A 16,506-nucleotide genomic window follows, 5' to 3' on the forward strand; every position below is an offset into this window, starting at 1 on the left:
CCGAGCCGGTTCCGAGTGAGGGGGTGCGGCGGGGTCTCAGGTGGTGCGCAGGTCCGCCAGGCGCCGCAGCGCCGGGTAGAGCACGACGATGCCCACCGAGCCCCAGACCATCCCGGTGATGCGGAGCTCGCCCAGGGACAGGGTCAGGTCGCCGACCCCGGCGATGACCGCGGTGCCGAGCACCGCGAGGTTGACCGGGTCGGCGAAGTCGACGTCCGCGGCGGTCCAGATCCGGACCCCGACCAGCGCCAGCAGGCCGAACAGCACCAGCATCGCGCCACCGAGGGCGCCCATCGGCACGGTGCCGATCAACGCGCACAGCTTCGGCGAGAACGACAGCAGCACCGCGGACAGCGCCGCCACCACGCACGCGGCCGTCGAGTAGACCCGCGTCACGGCCATCACGCCGATGTTGGCCGGGTGGCTGCTCAGCGCCGAGCCGCCCGCCGATCCGGACAGGGTCACCGCCAGGCCCCCGCCGATGAGGGCGTCACCGACGAACCGGTCGAGGTCGCGACCGCTGGCGGCCGCGACGACCTTGAGGTGCGCGACGTGCTCGGCGACGAGCACGATCACCAGCGGCAGCAGGAACGGCATCGCCGACAGGTGCAGCTCCGGGCTGATCAGCTCCGGCAGCCCGAACCACGGCGCCGCGTGCAGCTCCCGCACCCGGTGCTCGGCCAGCCCGCCGCTCAGCGCCGTCGCGCCCCACCCGGCCAGCACGCCCAGCAGCACCGAGATCCGCGCCGGCAGGCCCCGGCCGAGCACGGTGCTCAGCACGATCACGCCCAGCGTCACCGCACCGGCCGCGGGCTGCGCGCCGAACGCGGACACCGCCTGCGGCGCCAGCCCGAGCCCGATCATCAGCACCACCGCGCCGGTGACCACCGGCGGCATCGCCGATTCCAGCAGCCGGACGCCGAGCGCCTTCACCGCTATCCCGACGGCGACCACCACCAGCCCGACGACGACGATCCCGCCGAGCAGCGCCTCCGGGCCGACGCCGCCCTCGTCGGCGGCGACGCTGAGCGGGACCACGAAGGCCGCCGAGGCGCCGAGGTAGCTGGGCACCTGGTTGCGGGTCAGCGCCAGGAACAGCAGCGTGCCGACGCCGGAGAGCAGCAGGGTGGTCGCGACCGGGAATCCGGTCACCAGCGGTACGAGGGTCGTGGTGCCGAACATCGCCAGCAGGTGCTGGGCGCCGAACCCGGCGGTGAGCGGCCAGCTCAGCCGCTCGTTCGCGCCGACGACCGCGTCGCGCAGCGGGGGGCGACCGTCGCCGTGCACGGTCCACAACGCCACGTTCGTCCTCCCCCGAGCGTCCGGTCAACCGGACTCAGCCACGCCGAGTGGCAGCCAAGGGAAGATTACTATTTCGCATCACACAATCAAGGGATAACAACGGAGCCGAATCGCTACGGCACGTGACCGACGTGCGCCGGTCACCAGAGGCTCAGCGCCGGGAACCGGGCGGTGCGGCCGGACCACCGGGCCCGAACAGCTCCCGCAGCCCCTCCGCGAGCCCGGCCAGCCGGTCCGTGGCGTCCTGCAGCAGCGTGCGCTGCTCCGGTGCCCCGCTGGCGGCCACCGCGCGGCCCGCCGCGGCGACCAGCCGCCCGTACTCCGCGACGCCCTCGTCGAGCTCGTCGCGCATCCGCTGGATCGCGTCCCGCAGCTCGGTGCGCTCGGTGTCCGGGGCGTGCTCCAGCGCGCCCTCCACGGACTGCAACCGCGCCGCCACGGCGCGCAGCTCGGCCGCCGCGGCGTCCGCGGTGCCCTTCGCATCGGCCGCGGTGCTGCCCGAGTCGACCGAGGCGAGCTGCTCCACCGCGCCGTGCAGGGTCCGCTCCGCGTCGCGCAACCGCTGCATCGGTTCCCGCGCCGCCGAGCCCGACGGCGGCAGCGCCACCGGTTCCGGCGGCGGGTCCGGCAGCGGCGTGCGGCGCAACGACAGGTAGCGCACCCCGGCACCGACGGCGCCGATCGCACCGGCCACCGCGACCCCGCCGAGACCGAAGGTCGCGATGTCCTGCGCAGCCGCCGTGAACGCGCCCAGCTCCGCCGCTTCCCACAGACTCGCGCTCGAGGCCGAAACGTAGGACCCGGCACCGAACACCCCGGCGGTGGCCGCGCCGCCCACCGCGCCGCCCTTGGCCACGCGGCGCCGGCGGATCAGCCTGGCGCGCGGATCGCGCCACCGGCCGAGCCTGCGCCGGAACTCCGTGAGCACCGGGCCGCGAAGCTGTTCGAGGGCGTTCTCGCCCAACTGGACCAACTCGTCGCGGCGCGGCTTCACGGTGACTCCACTCAGGCCTGACCGGTCTGCGGGTTCTGCTGCTGCTGGTGCGGGCGGGTGGCGGGCTCGCCGGCCTCCTGGCCCCCGGTGACCTGCTGCTGGCCGCCGGTGACCTCCTGCTGCTGGTCACCGCCCATCGAGGCGCGGAGCTGGGCCAGGCGGCTGGCACCGGCGGCGTCCACGGACGCCTGCTGGACCTCCATCATCCGGCCCTGCACGCTGTTCTGGGCGAGCTCGGCTTCGCCGAGCGCGGTGGTGTAGCGCTGCTCGATCTTGTCCCGGACCTCTTCCAGGGACGGCGTGTTGCCCGGGGCGGCCACCTCGGTCATCTGGCGCAGCGAGCTGGACACCTGCTCCTGCATCTTGGCCTGCTCCAGCTGGCTGAGCAGCTTGGTGCGCTCGGCGATCTTCTGCTGGAGCACCTGGGCGTTGCGCTCGACGGCCTGCTTGGCCTGCTCGGCGGCTTGCAGCGACTGGTCGTGCAGGGTCTTGAGGTCCTCGACGCCCTGCTCGGCGGTGACGAGCTGGCTGGCGAGCTGGGTGGCGGTCTCCTCGTACTTCTGCGCCGCCGCCTCGTCACCGTTGGAGCGCGACTGGTCGGCCATCACCAGCGCCTGCTTCGCGGAGGCCTGGAGCTTCTCGACCTCGCCGAGCTGGCGGTTGAGCTTCATCTCGAGCTGGCGCTGGTTGCCGATCACCGAGGCGGCCTGCTGGGAGAGGGCCTGGTGCTGCCGCTGCGCTTCCTCGATGGCCTGCTGGATCTGCACCTTCGGGTCGGCGTGCTCGTCGACCTTCGACGAGAACGACGCCATCAGGTACTTCCAGAACTTCACGAACGGGTTGGCCATCTCCTCCGCCTGCCTTCTCTGCTGCTCGGCTGCCCTGCCGCCCCGAGGACGGCTGATTCCATCGTGTCAGGTCGACGTGTCGGCTTCCACCGAACCGGGGAGATCTCCGGGGATTCCCCGACCGTACCCGAGATCGAACCAGGGCAGCCGCGCACGCGGCGCACCGGGGGCCCTTTTCGCCCGACCCGGTTCGCCGGTGCCCGAGCACCCGCGCGGTGGGGTGGCCGACCCGCACCGCCACGCGTGCTGGACCGCAGCGAGACGCGCGCCTCAGGCCGCGACGACGACGCCGCCCGAACCGCGCACCGGGGCGCTGATCCGCTGGCTGAGCACGGGCTGCAACCGCAGGTCCGACCCGTCGGCGCTGTTGCGCACCTCACCATCGCCGGCGGCCTGCTCGGCCAGCTCGGCCTCGGCGAACACCAAGCGGTCGTCCTCGGCGGCCTGGCCGACCACGGACGGCGCGAGCATCGTCTCGTCGAGATCACCCGCGACGGTCATCAGGAGTTCCGGCAGCGGCAGCTCCAGCGCGTCGCAGATGGAGGAGAGCAGCTCGCTGGACGCCTCCTTGCGCCCGCGTTCGACCTCGGAGAGATACCCCAGACTCACCCGGGCAGCGCGCGAAACGTCACGCAGGGTGCGAGACTGAGCGGTCCGGGCGCGGCGCAGCCGGTCACCGACCGCCTCCCGCAACAACACGGTCATCGCGCGCCTCCCTTCCTTCGTCGCTTCCGCGTGCACGACGCGTGAACGCCCCCTACGTTACTCATCCCCGGGCGGGAACGAGAACGATCGGCGGCAAGTCCGCCCAGGGCGAACGACGGGCCGCCCGGCCCGGTCGAGCGCGTCCGGAGCTCAGGTCCAGCGCACACGCCATCACGATGTTCAACGCACCAGTTCGGCCACGTGTTCCAACGCCACCCGAACGGCCGCCGCCCGGACCCGGTGCCGATCGCCGTCGAGGCGCACCGAGCGCACCGAGCGCGCCTCGGGCCCGGCGACCCCGACGTGGACCACGCCCGGTTCGACGCCGTCCTGCGGTTCCGGCCCGGCCACGCCGGTCAGCCCGACGCCCCAGTCGGCCCCGCAGCGCGTCCGCGCACCGGCGGCCAGCATCGCGGCGACCTCCGGGTCCACCGCACCGCGCTCGGCCAGCAGCTCCGGATCGACCCCGGCCAGCTCCGCCTTGAGGTCGGTCGCGTAGACCACCAGCCCGCCGCGCACCACCGCGCTGGACCCGGCGACGTCGGTCAGCGCGGCGGCCACCAGCCCGGCGGTGAGCGACTCCGCCGTGGCCAGGGTCTCGCCCCGGCCGCGCAGCCGCGCCAGCAGGTCCGCGACCCGCTCCCGCGGGAAGTCGAGCGCTTCGACGATCACGAGCTCCGCGCCCCCGCCCGCAACCGCACCGCGCGGACCGCGTAGTCCGCGCCGGTCACCACGGTGGCCGCCAGCGCCGCCCCGAGCACCACCCAGCGCAGCAGGTCGAACGCCGCGCCGAGCGGCAGCAGGTACAGCCCGATCGCGATGGCCTGGAGCAGCGTCTTGAGCTTGCCGCCGCGGCTGGCGGCGATCACCCCGTGCCGGATCACCCAGAACCGCAGCGCGGTGACCAGCAGCTCGCGCCCGATGATCACCCAGGTGACCCACCACGCGAGGTCGTCGAGCAGGCTCAGGCCGATCAGCGCGGCCCCGGTCAGCGCCTTGTCGGCGATCGGGTCGGCGACCTTGCCGAAGTCGGTCACCAGACCGCGCTTGCGCGCCAGGTCGCCGTCGACGCGGTCGGTGATGGAGGCGATCACGAAGACCGCGAAGGCGACCCACCGCCACAGCGCGTCCTGGCCGGCGTCCCAGAACAGCGCGACCAGGAAGAACGGCACCAGCGCCAGCCGCGACACGGTCAGCACGTTGGCGATGTTGAGCAGCGGCACCGGTCCGGGGCCGGACGGCTGCGACGACGCGTTGCCCGCCGTCATGGTCACTCCCCGGAGGTGGTGCCCAGCGGGCGGACGACGAGGTCCACGCCCTCGGTGTCCACCACCCGGCAGGGCAGCACCTCGCCCACCGCGGCGTCGACCTGCTCCGCGATCGCGCACTCGCCGTCGACCTCCGGCCCCTGGTGCTCGGCGCGTCCGACGAAGCGGCCGTCCTCGAACCGCTCCACGAGCACCCGCACCTCGGTGCCGATCCGGTCCTCGGCCCGCTGGTCGATCAGCTCGTCGACGAGCCCGGTGATCTCCTCGACCCGGGCGTCGATCTCGGCCTGGTCGAGCTTGCCGTCGAAGCCCGCGGCCTCGGTGCCCTCCTCGTCGGAGTAGCCGAACACGCCGACGGCGTCCATCCGGGCCCGGGTGAGGAAGTCCCGCAGCTCGGCGAAGTCCTCCTCGGTCTCGCCGGGGAACCCGACGATCACGTTGCTGCGGATGCCCGCCTCCGGGGCCAGCTCGCGGATCTGCTCGACGAGCCCCAGGAACGCCTCGGTGGAGCCGAACCGGCGCATCCGGCGCAGCACCCGCTCGCTGGAGTGCTGGAACGACATGTCGAAGTACGGCGCCACCCCGGGCGTGGTCGCGATCGTCCGGACCAGACCGGGCTTGGTCTCGGCGGGCTGGAGGTAGGAGACCCGGACCCGGTCCAGGCCCGGCACCTCGGCCAGCCGGGGCAGCAGCTTCTCCAGCGCCCGCTGGTCGGCCAGGTCCTTGCCGTAGGAGGTGGAGTTCTCGCTGACCAGGAACACCTCGCGGACGCCCTGCTCGGCCAGCCAGGCGGCCTCGGCGAGCACGTCCTCCGGGGCGCGGGACAGGAACGAGCCGCGGAACGACGGGATGGCGCAGAACGAGCAGCGGCGGTCGCAGCCGGAGGCGAGCTTGAGCGCGGCGACCGGCGAGTCGTCCAGCCGCTTGCGGGCCACCGGGCGGGTCGAGGGCACCCAGCCGTGGCCGGGCACCGAGATGTCCGCGGCGGCGGACGGGCGGCTGACCGGGCTGATCGGCAGCATCGTCCGGCGGTCGGCGGGCTGGTGCGGGGTGACCGCGCGTCCGGCGAGCACGTCGTCGAGGCGCTCGCCCAGCGCGCCGTAGTGGTCGAAGCCCAACACCGCGTCGGCTTCGGGCAGGTGTTCGGCGAGTTCGGCGCCGTAGCGCTCGGCCATGCACCCGACGGCGACCACCTTGGCCCCGGTGTCGGAGGCGGCGAGCAGCGTGTCCACCGAGTCCTTCTTCGCGGAGTCGACGAAGCCGCAGGTGTTGACCACCACGACGTCGGCCTGCTCGTCGGCCTCGACGAGGTCCCAGCCGTGGCCGTGCAGGTTCCCGACGAGCTCCTCGGAATCGACCTCGTTGCGCGCGCAACCGAGCGTGATCATGGCGACTCGGCGGTGTTCGTGCTCGGTTGACATGCTCCGAGCCTATCGCCCGGCCCGGCGCCGCCGACGTGCTGCTCCGCCTGCGCGGCGGCACCGGGTGCCGACGATCACCTCGACGGCGCGGCGCGGGTCCTCGCCTCGCCGATCAGCATAGGTTAGGCTCACCTAACGTGAATGCTTCGGTCCAGGTGCGCCCCGCCCGCGTCGGCGACGTGCGAGCGATCAAGGAACTCATCGACCACTACGCGGGCAAGGTCGTGCTCGGCAAGGAACTCGTGACCCTGTACGAGGACGTCCAGGAGTTCTGGGTCGCCGAGGTGACCGAGGACGGCGAACGCCGGATCGCCGGGTGCGGCGCGCTGCACGTGCTCTGGCAGGACCTCGGCGAGATCCGCACCGTGGCCGTGGACCCGACCGCCAAGGGCCTGGGCATCGGGACCTCGCTCGTCGAACGGCTCATCGCCACGGCCGCCGAGCTCGGCCTGCGCCGGCTGTTCGTGCTCACCTTCGAGACGGACTTCTTCGGCAGGCACGGCTTCCGGCCGATCTCGGACACCCCGGTGCCGCCGGAGGTCTACGACGAGATCCGCCGCTCGCCGGACGAGGGCGTCGCGCAGTTCCTCGACCTGGCCCACGTCAAGCCCAACACCCTCGGCAACACGCGGATGCTGCTGCGGCTGAGCTGAATCCCGATGACCCCCGCGGGCCGCGGCGCTACGATGACGGCCATGCATGACTATGCGGCATCGACGATAACGATTCGCCGAGCGCGGGTCGACGACGTCCGGACCATCAAGGAGCTGGTCGACGTCTACGCCGGTCAGGTGCTGCTCGCGAAGGAACTCGTCACCCTCTACGAGGACGTCCAGGAGTTCTGGGTCGCCGAGGCCACCGGCGACCACCCCGCCCGCGTCGTCGGCTGCGGCGCGCTGCACGTCCTGTGGGAGGACCTCGCCGAGATCCGCACGGTCGCCGTCGACCCCGTCGTCAAGGGCCGCGGCGTCGGCCACCACCTCGTCGACCGGCTCGTCGCGCTGGCCCGGGAGCTCGGCCTGTCCCGCATCTTCGTGCTCACCTTCGAGACCGCGTTCTTCGGCAGGCACGGGTTCGCCCCGATCGACGGCGCCCCGGTCACCCCGGAGGTCTACGCCGAGATGCGCCGCTCCGCCGACACCGGCGTCGCCGAATTCCTCGACCTCGCCCACGTCAAGCCCAACACCCTCGGCAACACCCGGATGCTCCTGCACCTGACCCCCTGGTAGCGACCGGGCACCAACGCCCGCACCAACCGCCACGACGGGCGATGAAGCCCGCGTGGCCGAGTTCCGGGAACGCCCCTCTCCCCCGAGGTTTTCCGGCGGTGTCCCGCACTGCTCCGCCTCGACCAGCACGTCGGTGTACCCCCGATCCGCCACCCGCGGAAGCGCGGCCCCGTTGGGTATGGCGCTCGGCTGGTTTCGCACCGATCGGCTGGTCCGGGTGCGGGCGTGACCCGTCCGAGTGGTGAGTGTCAGCCGTTCACGTGCCGCACCCCGCAACGCCACTCGCGCACCTCGCGCACCCGCTATAACACGGGTTGTCGTCCGCCCCCGGACCCTTGGAGCTCATCGTGCCCAGCACCGCCGCGCGCCGCCCCCGGCGCGGAGCCGTGGTCACCGCGGCCACCGCGACCGCCCTGCTGTTCAGCGCCGGGATCGCCCACGCCGACCTCACCCCGGACCAGTTGCGGTCCACCACCGACCACTACCTGTTCGAGCTGAGCATCGACGCCTTCGCCAAGACGCGGGCGGAGCGCCCGCACGCGCCCCAGCTCGACTGGGTGTCCGACAACTGCTCGATGTCGCCGGACCAGCCGCTGGGCTACGACTTCCGGGAGAGCTGCCAGCGGCACGACTTCGGCTACCGCAACTACACCAAGCAGCAGCGGTTCACCGAGCCGAACCGGAAGCTGATCGACGACAACTTCCGGGACGACATGTACACCGCCTGCGGCGCCGACCTCGGCTGCCAGGCCATCGCGGAGGTCTACCACTTCGCGGTGCGGCAGTTCGGCGACACCGCCTCCTCCACCGCCGACGCCATCGACCAGGCCAACATCAGCGCCCTGGTGAACCCGGTCGGCGACCTCCTCTCCGTGCGCGCGGTCGACGCGCGCGGCGCGGTCGTCGAGGTCGACGTCCAGCCCTGACCTCCCGAGTCCTGACTTTCCCGAGTGAGGGGCACCCTGCACCACGTGACGTGGTACAGGGTGCCCCTCACTCAGGTTCCGAACGGGTGACCCGGCGGTCAGCTCCCGTCGAGCGGGTGCGGCGGGACGCCCGGGCCGGACGCGTCCGCGCCGCCGATCGGGCCCACGCCGACGAAGGCCTCGCAGGGACCGCCGATGTAGTGCTCGAAGTCCGTGGTGACGTGGATGACCGACTCGCCGTCGGCGGTCGGCAGCGTGGTCGGGCTGAAGTTCCGGCAGGTCCCGCCCTGGTTGTACGAGATCCGCACCGGCGCCGGGATCTCCCGCCAGCCGCCGGGGGCGGACGGATCGGGGTCGTGCAGCAGCGTCCGGCCGTTGCCGGGCGCCAGACCGCCCCGGTCGTGCGCGAGCATCTGGTAGCCGAGCAGCAGCCCGCCGTCGGGCGTGGTGCTGATCGTCGGGGTGCCCAGCGGCTGGGTGCCGGTCTCCGACACCACCTCGGTGCCCAGCGCGCCCGGCGGGCCGAAGTCCCAGCCGTCCTCGGAGGTGCGCGTCCAGACGGTGCAGACGTGCACCGGGTCGTAGTTGCAGAACTCGTAGACCATCACGTACGTGCCGTCCGGCAACCGCCGGACCCCGGCCATGCCCGGTCGCACGGCGAAGTCCGGGTGGGTCACGGTCTCGCGCGGGGCGGACCAGCGGATCCCGTCGGAGGACCGGGACTGCACGAGCTTCTGGTCGTGCGCCGGATCGCCGTCGTCGGAGTAGAAGACGGCGAGGTCGCCGTCCTCGGTGACGGTGAACTCCGGTTCCCACACCCCCGGTCCGACGGGCGCCTCGACCACCGTGGACAGGAACGACCAGGTGCGGCCGTGGTCGTCGCTGCGCCACACCCGGATGCTGCTGCGCCGCTGCTCCGCGTCGGCGCCGATGCCCGCGGTGCCCGCCCACAGCAGCGTCCCGGCGGGCATGTCACCGACCCGGCGCGGCAGCTCGTAGAGCGTCGAGCAGCACATGCCGCGCTCGTCCTCGCCCGCCGGATCGCGGATCTCGCCGATCCGCCGGAACGTCGCACCGTCGTCGCGGCTCTCGTGGATCACGGCGAACCCGGTGCGATCGGCGTAGGTCGTCATGCTGGCCAGCACCCGGCCGTCAGCCGCGCCCCCGTTGGCCGCATCGGAGTGCTCCAGCCGCACCAGCCGGGGATAGCTGCTGCCGCCGACCCGCAGCAGCTCGCCCTTCTCGACGTCCGCGGCGCCCGGTGGCTCGGCTGCGGCGACACCCGCGGTCAGCAGCGCGAACACCGCCGCGACCGCTGCGGCGCGGAACTTCCGGGACACCATGCGCGCACCCTCCGGTAGCTGATCGGCGGCGCGAACGTATCGGGCCGGTCAGCGCGGAGGAACCGCCCGCAGCAGCGCACCCCGTTCGTCCGTCCGGAGCAGCGGCCGGGCGTCAGCCCTCGTCGGCGGGAGGTCCGCCGCGGATCGCAGTGAGAGTGGCGTCCAACTCATCGGGCTTGATCAGCACGTCGCGGGCCTTGGACCCCTCGGAGGGCCCGACCACCCCGCGCGACTCCAGCAGGTCCATCAGGCGGCCCGCCTTGGCGAACCCGACCCGCAGCTTGCGCTGGAGCATCGAGGTGGAGCCGAACTGGCTGGTCACCACCAGCTCGGTGGCCTGCAGCAGCACGTCGAGGTCGTCCCCGATGTCGGAGTCGACCTCCTTCTTCTCCCCGGGCTTGGCGGCGGTGACGCCGTCGGTGTACTCGGGGTCCTGCTGCTCCTTGCTGTAGGAGACGATCCGGTTGATCTCGTCGTCGCCGACGAACGAGCCCTGCACGCGGGCCGGTCGCGACGCCCCCATCGGCAGGTACAGCGCGTCACCCATGCCGATCAGCTTCTCGGCGCCGGGCTGGTCCAGGATCACCCGCGAGTCGGTCAGCGACGACGTGGCGAACGCCAGCCGGGACGGCACGTTGGTCTTGATCAGGCCGGTCACCACGTCCACCGACGGGCGCTGGGTGGCCAGCACCAGGTGGATGCCCGCCGCGCGGGCCTTCTGGGTGATCCGCACGATGGCGTCCTCGACGTCGCGCGGCGCGGTCATCATCAGGTCGGCCAGCTCGTCGACGATGGCCAGGATGTACGGGTACGGCCGGTACTCCCGCTCGCTGCCCGGCGGCGCGGTGATCTCGCCGGAGCGCACCTTGGCGTTGAAGTCGTCGATGTGCCGGACCCGGTTGGCCTGCATGTCCTGGTAGCGCTGCTCCATCTCCTCCACCAGCCAGGCCAGCGCGGCCGCCGCCTTCTTCGGCTGGGTGATGATGGGCGTGATCAGGTGCGGGATGCCCTCGTACGGCGTCAGCTCGACCATCTTCGGGTCGATCAGGATCATCCGGACCTCGTCCGGGGTGGCCCGGGCCAGCAGCGACACCAGCATCGAGTTCACGAAGCTGGACTTGCCGGAACCGGTGGACCCGGCGACCAGCAGGTGCGGCATCTTGGACAGGTTCGCGGTGACCATGTGGCCCTCGATGTCCTTGCCCAGGCCCATCACCAGCGGGTGGCTGTCCTTGGCGGCCTCGCCGGAGCGCAGCACGTCGCCGAGCCGCACCATCTCGCGGTCGCTGTTGGGCACCTCGATGCCCACCGCGGACTTGCCGGGGATCGGCGCCAGCAGCCGCACGTTGTCGGTCGCCGCCGCGTAGGCGATGTTCTTGGTCAGCGCGGTGATCTTCTCGACCTTCACGCCGGGGCCGAGCTCGACCTCGTAGCGGGTGACCGTGGGGCCTCGGGTGAAGCCGGTGACCTGCGCGTCGATCTTGAACTGCTCCAGGACGGCGGTGATCGCCTCGATCATGGAGTCGTTCACGCGGCTGCGGGTCTTGGGCGGTTCCCCGCCGGTGAGCACGTCCAGCGGCGGGAGCTGGTAGTCGCCCTCGACGGTCCGGCTGGTGAGGCCCTTGCCGGTCCGGGGCAGCTCGGGCGCCGGAGCGGCCTCGGCGGTCTTCGCGGGCTTGGCCGCCTTCGCGGGTTTGGCCGCCTTCTCGGGCTGGGCCGCCGGGGCGGGTTCGACGTCGTCCAGCGCGAGCTGCTCGTCGTCGGCCATCGCGGCCTGGCGGCGGCGCGCGGGGCGGCGGAGCTTGGTCGTCGGCTGCTCGGTCGGCTCCTCGGCGGCCTCGGCGTCGGGCTGGCCGAACCGGCGCAACCGCTCGGGGATCTCGCGGACCGGGGTGCCGAGCAGCACCAGCAGCCCGAACAGGCCGATCAGCACCAGGACCGGCACCGCGACCCACGGGGTGAGCCCCTGCGCCAGCGGTCCGCCCGCCACGAAGCCGAGCGCGCCGCCCGCGTGCGTCCAGCCAGCCGGGTCCATCGGGGCGCCCGCCACGATGTGCAGCACGCCGAGCACGGTCACGACGAGCAGGAAGGAGCCGATCACCACCCGGGGCCGGGCCTCCTGGCTGTGCTCGGTGCGCATCAGGACCACCGCGGACCCGGCGAGCACCAGCGGCAGCACCGCGGCCGCCGAACCGACCACCGAGCGCAAGGCGGTGTCGAACCACTGCCCCACCGGGCCGCCGGCCTGCCACCACACCCCGGCGGCGGCGACCACCGCGACGGCCAGCAGCACCAGCGCCAAGCCGTCCCGGCGGTGCGCGGGATCGAGCTCGCGGGTCTTGCCGAACGCGCGGACCACGCTGCCGACGCCCCGGGGGACGGCGGACTTCCCCGAGCTCGCCGACTTCCTCGAGCTCGCGGACCTCTTCGGGCTCGGGGACTTCTTCGAGCTCGCGGGCTTCTTCTTCGGAGCCGGGCGGGGGGCGTGCGTCGAACCGGACGCGGGCTTCGTCGAACCGCTCCGCGTTCCGCCCGACCGGGTGCTCTTGGTACCCGAACCACTACTCCCCGTGGTCGACTTGCCGCGCGTCGAGCTCCGACCACCACTCGATGTCCGGCTCGTCATGCCCCACACGGTAGCTTTCACCCGCCTCTCCCGTCACACCAGGCACGGTGCCCCGGGTGCGCGCGTCCGGACGTTCCGCTCCGCCCGGGGAGCCGCTCGTGAGATCCTCGGCCACCATGGTTGCCCTGCCGTCCGGACCGCACGAGCCGACACGCCGCCACGACACCTCGGAGACATCGCGGGTGTGGCGGTCGCTCATGCTGGTCGACCGCTGGATCGTCGGGCTCGCCGGACGCCTGGTGGTCACCGGGGACCTGCCGGACGAGGTGCGCGGGCGCCCGGTGCTGCTGACCGCCAACCACATCGGCGACTTCGACGCGCTCGTGCTGATCGCCGCGTGCCGGGCCCGCGGCGCGGCCCCGCGCATCCTGGCCACCGCCGGGCTGTTCGACGCCCCGGTGCTGGGCGGCGTGCTGCGCTCCGCGCAGCACATCCGGGTCGAGCGCGGTGGCGTCACCGCGACGGCGGCGCTGGAGGCCGTCGGCGCCGCCCTCGCCGAGTCCTCGCGTCCGGTGCTGGTCTACCCGGAGGGGCGGATCAGCCTCGAACCCGGGCTGTGGCCGGAGCGCGGTAAGAGCGGTGCCGCCCGGATGGCGCTCGCCGCGGAGGCGGTGGTTGTCCCGGTCAGCCAGTGGGGCGCGCACGAGGTGCTGCACTACGGCGAGCCGACCGTGACCGGGGCGCGCGACCTGCTGGCCCGGTTCCGCTCGTTCTGCCGGGGAGTGCGCCGCCGCCCGACCCTGCGGGTCCACTTCGGACAGCCGGTCGACCTCTCCGACCTGTCCGCCGAGCGGGTCGGCGACGCCGTGCGCGCCCGGGACCGCATCATGCGCGCCATCACCGACGGCCTGGTCCCGCTGCGCGCCGACGAACCCGACCTGCCGCACCACCACGACCCCACCCGCCCGGTCAACGACAAGCGCAGCCCCTGGCGCCCGTGACCACCCGGTGCAGCGCCTGCACCGCGCCGAACTCCGCGAAGCGCGCCACCTCGGCCATCCCGAGCGCCGTCAGCAACCGCTGCGACCGGATGTTGGCCACCTGGGTCACCGCCACCGCTGCCGGCCACCGGCGCAGCACGGCGCCGACCGCCGCCCGGGCGTGGCCCCGACCGCCGTGCTCGGGCAGGAAGGCGTAGGAGATCTCCGGCGCGGCGAACCGGGAGTCGGGCTCGACGGACACGGTCCCCACCACGATGCCGCCGACCTCGGCGGTGAGCACTCCGGGGCAACCCGCCAAGCCGCGCAACCGCGCCGCGACCCGCGCCGGCTCGAGCGGTCCGCCCAGGAACCGCCGCACCTCGGGATCGGTCCACAACCGGACGTAGGCGTCGGCGTCCTCGTCCCGCGCCGGGCGCAGCAGCACGCCCATCAGTTCGTCCGCTTCGTCGGCAGGTGGGCGCCGATGTACCCGACGTATACCTTCCCGGTGCGCGCGGTGTCGTCGAAGTAGTGCAGCCGTGGACTGGTCATCTTCGACTGGACGAGCTTGAAGTGGGCGCCCATGAAGACCTGGCCGCTCGGGTCGACCTCGACGGGAACCGGGAACATCCGGACGGTGCTGAACTTGCCGTTGTTGCGCACGTCCTCGCTCTCGTCGAACCCGTGCCGGTTGGCGGAGAAACCCTGGCAGCCGTCCGGGGTGTGCTTGAGGTAGCCGTGCACGTTGCGCGGGCAACGCCCCGCCGCCGAGGCGCTCGCGTAGTCGTCGAGAGCGCGCAGCGCCTCCCACGCCTTGCCCGCCCACCTGCCGAGCCGGTCCCCTTCGTCGAGTTGCAGCGCCGGTCCCGCGTCCCCGGTGAACTCGACGTGGCGGAGCTCGGCGATGCGCGGCAGCAAGTCGTCGAAGGACTCCGGCGGGACGTCTTCGGCGGCCGGTTCCGGCGCGGACCAGGCCCGCGCGAGCTGAGAGCCGGTGAGCAAGCTGCGGAGGTGCTTGGTCATCCGGCGCTCGCCGACCAGCTCGGCACGTGCCTCGGCCGCCGCCAGCGTCTCGTCGTCGCACCGGATGTTGAGCTCGTCGACCGAGCGCTGGAGCTCGGCGTTGCGCTCCTGGATCTCGGCGAGCCGCGACGAGACGGCGGCCCGGTGGGCGCTCTCCTCCCGCCCGATCCGGGCGAGGGCGAACAGCTCGCGCAGCGCGTCCGCGGTCGGTTCGGTGCCGCCGAACTCCTCCCGGAGCAGCCGCGCGACCTCCAGATCCGGCACGGCGGGCCCGGGGGCCTGGGCCGGGGCCCCGACGAGCACCGGCGCGGGCTCCGCATCGAGGACGAGTTCGTCGAGGCGGGACTCGAAGTGCGCACCCAGCCGCAGCGCGGTCCGCGGCAGCCGGTTCCCGATCGTGACATCGCGCGCCCGCCAGCCCAGCAGGCGGGTGAGCCGGGGCTGCGCGTCGTCGACGATCCTCCCGGTGCTCAGCAACCGGTGCCGCAGCGCGTCGGTGCCGTCCCCGAACTCGGCTCCGGGCAGGAACGTCCGCAAGGTGCCCGGTCGGACCTCGTGCCCGCGGCCGGCGATCCGGGCGAAGGTCCGGGTGGCCTCGGGATCCAGCACGTATCCGGCACCGAGGCCGACGGTTTGCCAAAGCAGGGCGGCGACGTGCTCGAACCACCGCTGTTGCGGCAACGTCTCCGTGCTCCCGGCGACGTAGACCGGGCCTCGGCGCTGGGCGTCGCGGACCACGTCGGCGAGATCCTTCGCTTCATCGCCGCGGACCTGCCGCGGACGGGTTCCCAGTTCCGCCGCCCCGTCGGTCCCGCCCAGTACGTCCAGCAGGTTGCGCACCAATCTCGGTGCAGCCGTCCACTGCCTGCGCTGCGCCACCTCGGCTTCGTCGAAGACCTCGGGGTTGACCACGTCGAGCCACAGCATGGCCCGCTCCGGTGCGCGCGGCACGAGGGCGGTCAACTGGGTGACCCACGGTTCGCCGCGGGTGCGCTCGGTGATCCGGGCCTGCATCGCGTACGAACCGTCAGCGCCGCTCCGCTCCAGCAGCACGCCTTCGACGTGCGGAGCCAGCATGGCCACTCTGTTCGCCCGCAGCACGTCCGCGTCGTAGTGCTTCGAACGCAGCCACGAGTGGAGCTGCTCGCGGGTGAGGCCGAGCACGTCGCGACCGCGCTGGTCGACCTGGAAGACACTGCGGTAACCGAGCATCCGGATCCCTTTTCACTGCGGTGATGGGAATGGTCCGGCACGCTGCCGCCGCCGGACCGGGGGAACATCACACCACAGCAGGGTGACGCCGATCACCGGGGTCACGATCAGCTCATGCTCTTCTGCACCACGCCACGCGTCGGAACCCGTTCGCGCCGTGCCGTGCGGACAGCCCCGCACGCCACCCGGCCGGAATCCGCTGCGCCCGTGACCCCGGCCCGGACACGACTGCGCCCGGCCTCCCCGTGGGGGTGGCCGGGCGCTGGTGTCGTCGTCAGTCCACGATCGGGGCGTTGAGGCAATCGGGGGACTGCGGCGAGGCGATCGGCACGATGATGCCGAGGACCGCCACGTTGTTGCCGCACAGGTTGAGCGGCAGCAGGTTCAGGTTGTTGTCGTTGAGCAGGTTGACGCCGTCGTTACCACCACCGTGGTGGTGGTGGCCGTACCCGCCGTCGGCGAAGGCGGGCGACCCGATGGCCATCAGGGCGGCGGTGGCAGCGGTGGCCGCGAGGATTCGAACGGAAGTACGCACTTCAGACCCCAATCTCACGAGCGACGAGCTTCTCGCCGATCCTGGGGGCTGCGCCCTCCGGGTCGGCGCACTCCACCCTCGCAGCGGCCACCCGAGCGGGCCTGCCGTGTCCCGCCAACGTGTTCGTCATCCACCCGTTCGAGCAGGCGATCAC

Annotated in this window: 16 protein-coding genes; 4 read left to right on the forward strand and 12 right to left on the reverse strand. The window is 72.8% G+C overall.

The window, feature by feature from the left end; genetic code table 11:
* Positions 1-36 precede the first annotated feature (36 nt).
* The 7 genes from ABD976_RS00475 to rimO all read right to left on the reverse strand — a co-directional run bounded on the left by ABD976_RS00475 (position 37) and on the right by rimO (position 6,538).
* A complete protein-coding gene (locus ABD976_RS00475; RefSeq protein ID WP_345355234.1) occupies positions 37-1,302 on the reverse strand; it encodes a uracil-xanthine permease family protein in 1,266 nt (421 codons plus the stop codon).
* Between the two features lie 151 nt (positions 1,303-1,453).
* Positions 1,454-2,296 (reverse strand): phage shock envelope stress response protein PspM, encoded by an 843-nt coding sequence (gene pspM, locus ABD976_RS00480; RefSeq protein WP_345355237.1) that lies wholly within the window; start codon positions 2,294-2,296, stop codon positions 1,454-1,456.
* 11 nt (positions 2,297-2,307) lie between these two features.
* Positions 2,308-3,144 (reverse strand): PspA/IM30 family protein, encoded by an 837-nt coding sequence (locus tag ABD976_RS00485; RefSeq protein WP_345355240.1) that lies wholly within the window; start codon positions 3,142-3,144, stop codon positions 2,308-2,310.
* A gap of 270 nt (positions 3,145-3,414) precedes the next feature.
* Complete coding sequence (locus ABD976_RS00490; RefSeq protein WP_345355243.1) at positions 3,415-3,849, reverse strand: helix-turn-helix domain-containing protein; 435 nt, start codon at positions 3,847-3,849, stop codon at positions 3,415-3,417.
* Between the two features lie 180 nt (positions 3,850-4,029).
* Complete coding sequence (locus ABD976_RS00495; RefSeq protein ID WP_345355246.1) at positions 4,030-4,521, reverse strand: CinA family protein; 492 nt, start codon at positions 4,519-4,521, stop codon at positions 4,030-4,032.
* Positions 4,518-5,117 carry a CDP-diacylglycerol--glycerol-3-phosphate 3-phosphatidyltransferase gene (gene pgsA, locus ABD976_RS00500; RefSeq protein ID WP_345355249.1) on the reverse strand — a complete coding sequence of 200 codons (600 nt, stop codon included), beginning with the start codon at positions 5,115-5,117 and terminating at the stop codon, positions 4,518-4,520. The genes ABD976_RS00495 and pgsA overlap by 4 nt, the downstream gene beginning before the upstream one ends.
* A 2-nt stretch (positions 5,118-5,119) precedes the next feature.
* Positions 5,120-6,538: a 30S ribosomal protein S12 methylthiotransferase RimO gene (rimO, locus tag ABD976_RS00505; protein WP_345355252.1), complete on the reverse strand. Its 1,419-nt coding sequence runs from the start codon at positions 6,536-6,538 to the stop codon at positions 5,120-5,122.
* A 137-nt stretch (positions 6,539-6,675) separates the two neighbouring features.
* Between rimO and ABD976_RS00510 the strand changes: the two genes are divergently transcribed.
* The 3 genes from ABD976_RS00510 (at position 6,676) to ABD976_RS00520 (ending at position 8,693) form a co-directional block, all read left to right on the forward strand.
* On the forward strand, positions 6,676-7,191 hold the full coding sequence (locus ABD976_RS00510; RefSeq protein WP_345355255.1) for an amino-acid N-acetyltransferase: 516 nt from the start codon (positions 6,676-6,678) through the stop codon (positions 7,189-7,191).
* A gap of 42 nt (positions 7,192-7,233) precedes the next feature.
* Positions 7,234-7,767 (forward strand): amino-acid N-acetyltransferase, encoded by a 534-nt coding sequence (locus ABD976_RS00515; RefSeq protein WP_345355258.1) that lies wholly within the window; start codon positions 7,234-7,236, stop codon positions 7,765-7,767.
* A 347-nt stretch (positions 7,768-8,114) separates the two neighbouring features.
* Positions 8,115-8,693: a phospholipase gene (locus ABD976_RS00520; protein WP_345355261.1), complete on the forward strand. Its 579-nt coding sequence runs from the start codon at positions 8,115-8,117 to the stop codon at positions 8,691-8,693.
* A gap of 98 nt (positions 8,694-8,791) precedes the next feature.
* Here ABD976_RS00520 and ABD976_RS00525 read toward each other — a convergent pair whose 3' ends face one another.
* Together ABD976_RS00525 and ABD976_RS00530 are read right to left on the reverse strand one after the other, a co-directional pair.
* Positions 8,792-10,036 carry a sialidase family protein gene (locus ABD976_RS00525; protein WP_345355264.1) on the reverse strand — a complete coding sequence of 415 codons (1,245 nt, stop codon included), beginning with the start codon at positions 10,034-10,036 and terminating at the stop codon, positions 8,792-8,794.
* A gap of 112 nt (positions 10,037-10,148) precedes the next feature.
* Entirely contained in the window at positions 10,149-12,662 is a 2,514-nt protein-coding gene (locus tag ABD976_RS00530; protein WP_345355267.1) for a DNA translocase FtsK, read from the reverse strand.
* A 116-nt stretch (positions 12,663-12,778) separates the two neighbouring features.
* Here ABD976_RS00530 and ABD976_RS00535 point away from each other — a divergent pair, with 116 nt between their 5' ends.
* Positions 12,779-13,603, forward strand: a complete 825-nt coding sequence (locus tag ABD976_RS00535; protein ID WP_345355270.1) for a lysophospholipid acyltransferase family protein — start codon at positions 12,779-12,781, stop codon at positions 13,601-13,603.
* Here the strand turns inward: ABD976_RS00535 and ABD976_RS00540 are convergent.
* From ABD976_RS00540 to ABD976_RS00550, 3 genes are all read right to left on the reverse strand, one after another.
* The gene (locus tag ABD976_RS00540) at positions 13,572-14,033 is read right to left on the reverse strand and encodes a GNAT family N-acetyltransferase (protein ID WP_345355273.1); all 462 of its coding nucleotides are present in this window, start codon (positions 14,031-14,033) and stop codon (positions 13,572-13,574) included. The two genes, ABD976_RS00535 and ABD976_RS00540, sit on opposite strands and share 32 nt — an antisense overlap.
* Positions 14,033-15,817, reverse strand: coding sequence for a hypothetical protein (locus ABD976_RS00545; protein ID WP_345355275.1), 1,785 nt, complete (start codon positions 15,815-15,817; stop codon positions 14,033-14,035). The genes ABD976_RS00540 and ABD976_RS00545 overlap by 1 nt, the downstream gene beginning before the upstream one ends.
* A 274-nt stretch (positions 15,818-16,091) precedes the next feature.
* Positions 16,092-16,301, reverse strand: a complete 210-nt coding sequence (locus ABD976_RS00550) for a hypothetical protein (protein ID WP_345355278.1) — start codon at positions 16,299-16,301, stop codon at positions 16,092-16,094.
* Positions 16,302-16,506 lie beyond the last annotated feature (205 nt).

Origin of the sequence: Saccharopolyspora cebuensis (assembly GCF_039542665.1) — a bacterium.
In the GTDB taxonomy this organism is placed as follows: Bacteria; Actinomycetota; Actinomycetes; order Mycobacteriales; family Pseudonocardiaceae; genus Saccharopolyspora; species Saccharopolyspora cebuensis.